This is a genomic window from uncultured Psychroserpens sp., assembly GCF_947503375.1.
Classification (GTDB): domain Bacteria; phylum Bacteroidota; class Bacteroidia; order Flavobacteriales; family Flavobacteriaceae; genus Psychroserpens.
The window spans coordinates 1-203 of sequence record NZ_CANNDQ010000035.1 but is presented as its reverse complement, the minus strand read 5'-3'; the positions used below and the strand labels follow the sequence as shown (position 1 = coordinate 203).

The 203-nt window shown below is 40.9% G+C and carries 1 protein-coding gene; it reads left to right on the top strand.

The features are described from left to right. Window positions 1-203, top strand: a 203-nt coding sequence (locus Q0876_RS15680; RefSeq protein ID WP_299229838.1) for a hypothetical protein, incomplete at both ends; no start/stop codon positions are given.

Genomic DNA, 203 nt, shown 5'->3' with positions numbered 1-203 from the left:
ACCAAGTCTTCCATCCTATGTATGTGGAGGTGCAGTTAGTTTGAGTTTTGATTTAAGTGCGACAGATGATTGTGGATTAGATGGATGTTCAGGTACATTTAGTGTAGCAGGAGCAGATCCATTGGTAGTAAGTTGTCCACAGGATGCCGATGTAAGTTTACCATCATGTAGTACTGAGCAAGAGATTTTAGATGCCTATGCTA